The following is an 8,869-nucleotide window of genomic DNA, read 5'->3' as shown; positions in this document are numbered from 1 at the left end:
ATTTTTTGGGTTTCAGCGCCGCGCCTTTTCTGGGGATGACGGCAAAACTGGATCTCATTCAAATGGGGGCGGCGTATTGCAAGATAAAGAGTGTGGCAGCCAAATTCAGGGAGGCGCTGGCTCGCAGGAATTCAAATGATAAAAACTATTTAGATCTGGAATGTTGCCTTATTTTGGCATGCAATCTGTCCTTTCAATTGGGTGCCGCTTATAAACAAAAGCAGTGGACTTTTGACGCCGGTGATAAGAATGATTTGAAATTGAGTCTGGAAGGAAAAATGAATGTCGCCTTTAAGACTCATATTATGATAATGGAAGTCGCAATAGGAGCGGGTGTGGCTGTAAAAACGGCGGCGGGTTTTGAACTCGATCAACATGATAAAGGGATCGATCTGGCTGGCTACCATAATGGGATTGTTACTGAGATTCAGGTAGACGTGGATGTGGGGGGAGGTGGGCGAAAAAAATCAATGGCTAAAGCTAAGGTGAAGTGGAAATGGGTTATTGCTGGACCATTAAAAGCCAAAGAATCCCCGTTAAGAATTAACCTGATAGGGGAAGAACGGTCTGTGGTTCGTCCCGATATTGTTCCAGGCGCTGAAACAGCGTCGTGGGAAATGGGTTATGACCCCAACTTTAAGCCTAAGATGGATAATATCCCGTTTATTACTGGATTCCCAAGAATGTAAAGAGGAATAAAAGGATAAAAAATGAAATTAAAATTGTTATTACTATTGTTAGGAGTGATTGCTATGTCCGATGCTAACGCAAGTGAACCGTGGTTGTATATTCGCAGTTTATTCGATATCCAATATGCCTTTTGTGATATTAAAACCAATGGCGTAACGGGAATAGACAACCGTAATTCGGCTCGGGAAGGTCGGGGATTTGGTACCGCCAGTACAGCTTCCATGCTATTAATGGCAAATGGTGAAAATGAAATCAGTCTAGAGTTCGGGGCACTAGGCTGGTTTTCTCGGGATACTTTGTCAGATAAAGTCCGCAGCCATTTCAATCCTGAAGCGAAGTGCAAGTTAGAACTGACAGCCATGCTCGGTAAAAAGAGTGAGGTACTGACGGCTATTGAAGTAGAGGTGGATAAAAATGGTCAACCCGTAGCAACGGTATCTGCGGATGAACCTAAATATGCCGCTATTAGTACACCAGTTGTACTTCGTGTGGTACAAGCAGACAGTATAGAAGCTGGACATAAAGACGAAAACTATTTTGATATTCGAACATTTCCACCCAATATGATCTTATACCGGTTTAGTCGTAATGTGAAAATCAGTGGCTTACCTGAATGGGAATGGACGAAAGCAACACCTTATACGGATACACCTGAACAGCGCCAGCAATTGCAACAGGCTTATATGGCTGTTTGGCAGGCTTATAATGCAAAAGATGTGAATACTATCCGTAATCAACAAAAAATCGCTCTCAAAGCCTGGGCTAGGGCTACTAATGAAAGTGAAGGGAATATCTTTGCTGACAAAGATTTTCATAATGATTTCAAAGAAAAAAGTTTCAAAATGAAACCGATTAATTGGAATGACTACCGGGTTAAAATAATGAATCAGGGTAGAATGGTCAGACTGGTGAATAAATCAGACCCGGGGAGTTCCCCAATATCTTATTACGTTAATGATGAAGATGGTGATACGGTTCTAGTTACCATTGCACCAATCTTTTCATTAATTAATGGCCGTTTTGTTCAGGTAATTTAATGGATAGCAATATCGGGTTATTTGACCCGATATTTTTACTTGATGGGAAATGTAATAAAAGTCGGTGATATCGATATAGCATTTGGTGATTGTAAAATGACACTGGGATTGTGGGTTTGATTAATATTAAAGTTGAATAATATTCCACTTATCACCGGGTTACCCGGAATGTGAGGATAAAATGAGATTGAAATGGTTATTGCTATTATTAGGTGTGATTACTATGTCAGGTTTAGGTGTGGTAGTAATGCAGGGTGCTAATGCAAATGAACCGAGGTTGTATATTCGCAGTTTATTCGATATTCAGTATGCCTTTTGTGATATTAAAACCAATGGCGTAACGGGAATGGATAATAGAGATTCAGCCCGGGAAGGCCGGGGATTTGGTACCGCCAGTACAGCTTCCATGCTATTAATGGCAAATGGTGAAAATGAAGTCAGTCTGGAATTTGGCGCATTGGGTTGGTTTTCCCCAGATAAGCTATCAGATGAAACCCGTAACCGCTTTAATCCTGAAGCGAAATGTAGTCTAGAATTGACGGCCATGCGTGGCAAAAGGAGTGAGGTGCTGACGGCAATTGAAGTAGCAATAGATAAAAATGGTCAGCCTGTGGCAATAACACCTGTAAATGAAGCGAAATATGCCGTTATTAGCACACCGGTGGTACGTCATGTGATACAGGCAGAAAATGTGGAAGCTGGACATAAAGATAAGAAATTCTTTAAAAGTCGGAAATTTCCACTCAATATGACCTTATACCGATTTAGCAGGAATGTAAAAATTAGTGGCTTACCTGAATGGGAATGGGAGAAAGCAACCCCTTATACCGATACCCCAGAACAACGTCAGCAATTGCAACAGGCTTATATGGCGGTCTGGCAGGCTTATAATGCCAAAGATATAAATACTCTTAGGGCACAACAAAAAATTGCGCTTAAAGCCTGGGCTTGGGCCACCGATGAAAGTGAAGAAAGTATTTTTGCCGATCAATCTGCTTACAGTGATATCAACGAAAAAAGTTTCAAAATGAGACCAATTAACTGGGATGACTACCGGGTTAAAATAATGAATCAGGGCAGAATGGTTAGGTTAGTGAATAAGTCAGACTTAAAGAATTCTCCAATATCTTACTATTACGTTGATGAAGAAGATGGAGAAACGGTTTTGGCTACTGTCGCACCAATCTTTTCATTAATTAATGGTCGTTTTGTTCAGGTAATTTAATGGGTAGCAATATCGGGTTATTTGACCCGATATTTTTTCTTGGTGGGAAATGTAATAAAAGTCGGTGACATCGATAAATAACTTTCCAAAATAGTGCTACACCTTACACACGCTACATAACATATAATTCTATGTATAACAATTGGTTGAAGAAAATCATGTGTGCCGGAATTATGAAACCTTATTTATAGCGTTTGGTGTTTGTAAAACGACTCTGGGATTGTGGATTTGGTTAATATTAAAGTTGAATAATATTCCACTTATCACCGGGTTACACCGGAATGTGAGGATAAGATGAGATTAAAATGGTTATTGCTATTATTAGGCGTGATTACTATGTCTAGTTTAGGAGTGATGGTAATGCAAGGCGCTAATGCAAATGAACCTCGGTTGTATATCCGCAGTTTATTCGATATTCAGTATTCCTTTTGTGATATTAAAACCAATGGCGTAACGGGAATGGATAACCGAGATTCAGCCCGGGAAGGGCGAGGGTTTGGGACTTCAAGTACGGCCGCTATGCTATTAATGGCAAATGGAGAAAATGAAGTCAGTCTGGAATTTGGTGCGTTGGGTTGGTTTTCCTCAGATAAGCTATCAGATGAAACCCGTAACCGTTTTAATCCTGAAGCGAAATGTAGTCTAGAATTGACGGCTATGCGTGGTAAAAAAAGTGAAGTATTGACGGCAATTGAAGTGGCAATTGATAAAAATGGTCAGCCTGTGGCAATAACACCCGTGAATGAAGCTAAATATGCTGCAATTAGCACACCGATAGTACGTCATGTGATACAGGCAGAAAAAATAGAAGCTGGGCATATAGAGAAAAAGTATTTTGATCCGAAAGAATATCCACTCAATATGACCTTATACCGGTTTAGTCGTAATATAAAAATCAGCGGCTTACCTGATTGGGAATGGGAGAAAGCAACCCCTTATACCGATACCCCAGAACAACGTCAGCAATTGCAGCAGGCTTATGTGGCGGTCTGGCAGGCTTATCAGGCAAAAAATTTGCAGGTAATTCGTGACCAACGAAAAATCGCGCTCAAAGCTTGGGCTTGGGCCACTGGTGAAAGTGAAGAGAGTATTTTTGCTGATCAGCCTATTTATAATAATGTCAATGCAAAAAATTTCAGGATGAAGCCAATTGATTGGGATGACTACCGGGTTCAGATAATGAATCAGGGTAAAATGATCAGACTAGTGAATAAATCAGATCCGGGAAGTTCTCCGGTATCCTACTATTACGTTGATGAGGAAGATGGGGAAACAGTTTGGGCTACTACCGCGCCGATTTTTTCATTAATTAATGGTCGTTTTGTTCAGGTAATTTAATGGATAGCAATATCGGGTTATTTGACCCGATATTTTTCCTCGATGGAGTTGATTGATATTAAAATTGAATAGTATCCCGTTTATCACCGGATTACCCGGAATGAGAGGATAAAATGAGATTGAAACTGTTATTGCTGTTATTAGGCGTGATAGTAATGCAAGGTGCTAGTGCAAATGAACCGCGGTTGTATATTCGCAGTTTATTCGATATTCAGTATGCTTTTTGTGATATTAAAACCAATGGTGTAACCGGGTTCAGTAACCGTAATTCGGCTCGGGAAGGTCGGGGATTTGGTACCGGCAGTACGGCTTCCATAATTTGGTTTTCTTCATTTATATTAATTGCTGGTTTTCAGACCAGCGATTTTGGTTAATAAAATCATTATAATTTATTTTAACCTAACCCATTCAATATATTGAAACTTTCCGCCAAAACCACGGCTTTTCATTAGAGTAAAATATCGTTATTTCAAAAAAATAAGTTGATTATTTCTTCCATTTCCTACCCTCCCGTTCATATGTTGAACAGGGAAAAGTTTGGTTAATGAATCTGCCGGTGAATATGTTCGGTAATCATTTAAGTAAAAGAGGGTGAAATTATGGTTGTTTTACATGATCTGTTTAATTCCCTGAGCCTCGACCTCACGGGATCAGGAGGAATGTAATGGCAGATTCAGGATTGATTTTTACACTTACTGTCGGCTCTCTCCCGGAGAAAACTTTTGCCGTGGTGGAGTTTACTCTAGATGAAGCGCTGTCAGAGTTATTTTGTCTGGAGGCGATATTAACCAGCGCTGATCCGGATATTAATTTCGCTGATGTTCTGGATAATGTTGCGACACTGACCGTTTATCGTGATGGAAAACCTGAGCGCAGTATAACTGGGATTGTGACTCAGTTTGAACAAAGCAGGACAGGTCGTCATCGCAGTCATTATTCCTTGACCATTCAACCTGCTTTATGGCGTGCGGGATTACGGGTTAATTCCCGTATTTTTCAGCATCAATCTGTGACTGAGATTATTGAAATATTATTGAAAGAAAATGGCGTTAGAAACTTCTATTGCCAATTGCGTTATGAACATCCTGAACGGGAATTTTGTGTGCAATATGATGAGAGTGATCTGGCGTTTCTCCAGCGTTTATTGGCTGATGAAGGGATGTTTTATTATTTCGATTTCACTGAGGAGCGAGGTGAACCGATAATTATTTTCATTGATTCTCATCGGATAAATAACAAATTTTCATTGCCCTATCACCCAGAATTGGATGCTACAGGAAGCCAATGCAGTATCAATCGATTCTGTTGGCGTGAACAGGTCGGGATTGCCAAGATTGTGTTGAAGGATCGTACGTTTAAAAATCCGCGGTGGGGGGCTGACTGTTACTATCACGAACGCCAAATTAATCACCAGCGTTCAGATTTGCCCAGTTACACTTACTATGATTTTCCCGGGCGCTTTAAAGATGAGCGTGGCGAGCGCCTGAGTCAATATCGTCTGGAAGCACTCCGCACTGACGCTATGTTTGGCCGCGCACAAAGTGATTGTTTTGCTCTGGCGCCGGCATCAGGGTTTACGCTGACTGATCATCCGAAAGAGCAATTTAATACCCTGTGGCTGGTGATTAAAATCAGCCATTACGGTAGACAGCCGCAGGCGGATGAATCTCGTTTCGGTGAAATGGGAACGACCTTAACGAACAGCTTCACCTTTGGCGATCGTAACCGGGTATGGCGTCCTTCACCTTATCCCAAGCCGCGCATTGACGGCCTGCAAATTGCGACAGTGGTTGGCCCGGAGGGGGAAGAGATCTTTTGTGATGAATACGGGCGTGTTCGGGTGCAGTTTGCCTGGGATAAATATGGCGAATTCAATGACCGCAGTTCCTGTTGGATCAGAGTCAGTCAGGCTTGGGCTGGTAATCGCTGGGGCATGATCGCTATCCCCCGAGTGGGGCAGGAAGTGCTGGTGGATTTTTTGCATGGCGATCCAGATCAGCCAATTATTATTGGGCGCACCTATCATGCCACTAACGTTGTGCCTAACCATCTGCCGATAGCAAAAACCCAGATGTCAATTCGCTCAAAAACCCATAAAGGGGACGGTTTTAATGAACTGAGATTTGAAGATGAAAAAGATCGGGAAGAGATATTTATTCATGCTCAGAAGAATCTGGCGATTCAGGTGCTTAATTCCCGGGATGAACGAATTAATTACAACCGTACAACCAGTATTGGCCATGATGACGAACTGGTGATTGCCAATAACCGTAAAATAACGGTTGATGGGCAGCAGGAACATAAAACCATCGGGAACTATGTTGTTCAGGTTGAGGGTGACAAAACTTTGCAGGCCGGCGGCAATGTGGCCCAGAAAGTTCAGGGTATGCTCAGTATTGATACCAATGGCGATATTACGGTGCAAAGTGGCAACAAAATCAGTCTGAAAGTAGGTAATAGCTTTATCGTTATTCATGCTGATGGTGTCGATATCAAAGGTCCATCGATTAATCTGAACTCTGGGGGCAGTCCCGGAGATTTATTGCGCCCGGCGAATCCGGTCATTTTGCAAGCTGCCGCCAGTGCCGGCTCCTTGTTTGTTGCACACTGTCCGAAGGAGGATAACGACTGATGGCCGCTGAAAAATATTATGTCGTCATTGACGGTGCGATTGAATACCGATTGTTTTTTATCTTGGAAAATTTTAATCCCCCTGCGGTTTGTCTTTATGACGAATCTTTACCGCCTGAGCTGCTTAAGGCGGCACCTTACCTGGTGGAGGTGACAGAAAAAGTTGGACTGTATTTAGAGGAATGGCAAACATGTTGGGGGATTTGTCTTCACTCAAAAGCGGATATGAAAACATTGCGTCAGCATTTACGCAAATATCTTCAAGTATTATTACCCGATCAAGATAAACCGGTATTTTTCCGATTTTATGATCCGCGCAATATCTGGGAGTTTCTCAGTGTCCTCAGTGACTGGGAAATTCACTGTTTTCTGGGGCCGATAAATAAAATTAGCACTTCTCTGATGGGCGTTAAGCATGAAGATAATTTTCACGCGGCCAGAAAACAATTTCCCGCAGAGGCATGCTCCAGACAAAAGATGTTGCGGATCACAACAAAGCAATATGCTCAGTTAAATGAGCTATTCGAACAACGATATATTAATAAACTGACGCGATTTATTAATGAAGTCAATTACCATAATAGCGCCGGTACCATAGATCTGCCATACGACTCCCTGTCGGCACATTCAGACCGGATATTGAAAAACCCGCTTCCTGATACACATTATTCTCCCGCTTATATGGATGAGGCGACATTTATTCAACATAAAACCTTCGCAGAGGATTGTTTTTATTTTTGTCGTGATAATGAAATTACGGATGAACGTTCTATTGGCGGGTTTCTCTATTTGCTGATGGCGAGACATATCAATCAGTTTGAGCAAATCCCGCCGGCATGGTTAACCGCACTCAGAGACCCCCAGTGGCCGGGTTATTATCGGATGGAAACATTATTAAAAAGCGAATTGGGTTTTATCCCCGATTAGGTAATTAAAAGGTAATTGATATGGTAGAGCAAACTATTTCATCCCGTGCCGGTGTTGCCTGCATGACATGCGACAACCCGGACCCCTGTATTTATAAAATCAGCGTCACTTTTGGTCAGAATACTCAGGTCTGGCCTGAAAAGCCGGCGATTAAGATGAGCCTGATTGATAATGGAAAAGGTCAAAAAGGGACGATACAGATTGAAGGTAAATGTAATAACACGGCTAAACATCATGCGGTGCTGACGGGGGGACAGAAAGAGAAAACGCTAGAATTTAATGCGCCACAGGAGGTGACATTATTTTATAAAGATCAACTGCAAGACGCTGAGATTGAAAGTGACCTGGAAAGTGTCTGGTTTTATTTATCTAATCTTGCCAACCCGACAGATATGTACAGTGAGCCGCGTTATTATAAGTTAATAACTCAAGGTTGCCTGGAGAGTCGACAGTACGCGACGATAGCGGTTTACCCGTCGGTCAGTTTTATGGTTTCGGTTGGATTGAGCTTTGATTTTTCTCATGGAGAACGTTCTGTAAAGGAGCGGCGTGATGAACAGAAAAAAGCGCGTCTGGCGATGGAAAATGTCAAGCCTAAAAATGGCAATAAACTGCGCAGTGGGTGGACAACCCATACGGACCCATTTTATCTGACCCGACAGACGGCCATTAACGTCGAATATGCTTTAACGGTTCAGGATATGGATTACTCGGCGAAGTTTGCGAAAGTGAATAAGGTGAGGAAAACCCTGCCCAATTTAGAGGTCATCAATCGGGTGGAAAAACTGCTGGGTTATACCAAAGAATACCTGGCGCCCGATCCGGATTCAAAAGGCACCCGCAGCTACCAACTGCTTGAGCTCAAAGTGGACCCCATCAATATTGGGCTGGCTTATGCTTATGACCGAACTACTTCGATGGATGACCGTACCCATTTTTTGGGTTTCAGCGCCGCGCCTTTTCTGGGGATGACGGCAAAACTGGATCTCATTCAAATGGGGGCGGCGTATTGCAAGATAAA

At 42.3% G+C, this 8,869-nt stretch carries 6 protein-coding genes and 2 pseudogenes; all 8 read left to right on the top strand.

Annotated features, from left to right (window positions below):
• Window positions 1-689: pseudogene (locus tag Phpb_RS06115) on the top strand (hypothetical protein); the annotation flags it as partial.
• 21 nt (window positions 690-710) lie between these two features.
• Window positions 711-1,727 carry a hypothetical protein gene (locus Phpb_RS06110; RefSeq protein ID WP_065389593.1) on the top strand — a complete coding sequence of 339 codons (1,017 nt, stop codon included), beginning with the start codon at window positions 711-713 and terminating at the stop codon, window positions 1,725-1,727.
• Window positions 1,728-1,908: 181 nt separating this feature from the next.
• Window positions 1,909-2,952 (top strand): hypothetical protein, encoded by a 1,044-nt coding sequence (locus Phpb_RS06105; protein WP_065389592.1) that lies wholly within the window; start codon window positions 1,909-1,911, stop codon window positions 2,950-2,952.
• Between the two features lie 294 nt (window positions 2,953-3,246).
• A complete protein-coding gene (locus Phpb_RS06100) occupies window positions 3,247-4,290 on the top strand; it encodes a hypothetical protein (protein ID WP_065389591.1) in 1,044 nt (347 codons plus the stop codon).
• A 113-nt stretch (window positions 4,291-4,403) separates the two neighbouring features.
• Window positions 4,404-4,664: a hypothetical protein gene (locus tag Phpb_RS06095; RefSeq protein ID WP_065389590.1), complete on the top strand. Its 261-nt coding sequence runs from the start codon at window positions 4,404-4,406 to the stop codon at window positions 4,662-4,664.
• Window positions 4,665-4,954: 290 nt separating this feature from the next.
• Window positions 4,955-6,922: a type VI secretion system Vgr family protein gene (locus tag Phpb_RS06090; RefSeq protein WP_065389493.1), complete on the top strand. Its 1,968-nt coding sequence runs from the start codon at window positions 4,955-4,957 to the stop codon at window positions 6,920-6,922.
• A complete protein-coding gene (locus tag Phpb_RS06085; protein ID WP_065389492.1) occupies window positions 6,922-7,848 on the top strand; it encodes a DUF4123 domain-containing protein in 927 nt (308 codons plus the stop codon). The genes Phpb_RS06090 and Phpb_RS06085 overlap by 1 nt, the downstream gene beginning before the upstream one ends.
• Before the next feature lie 20 nt (window positions 7,849-7,868).
• Window positions 7,869-8,869: pseudogene (locus Phpb_RS06080) on the top strand (hypothetical protein); the annotation flags it as partial.

Source organism: Photorhabdus namnaonensis, from assembly GCF_001684335.1.
In the GTDB taxonomy this organism is placed as follows: Bacteria; Pseudomonadota; Gammaproteobacteria; order Enterobacterales; family Enterobacteriaceae; genus Photorhabdus; species Photorhabdus namnaonensis.
The sequence above is the reverse complement of the archived record's forward strand: the minus strand, read 5'-3'. Positions and strand labels throughout refer to the sequence as shown.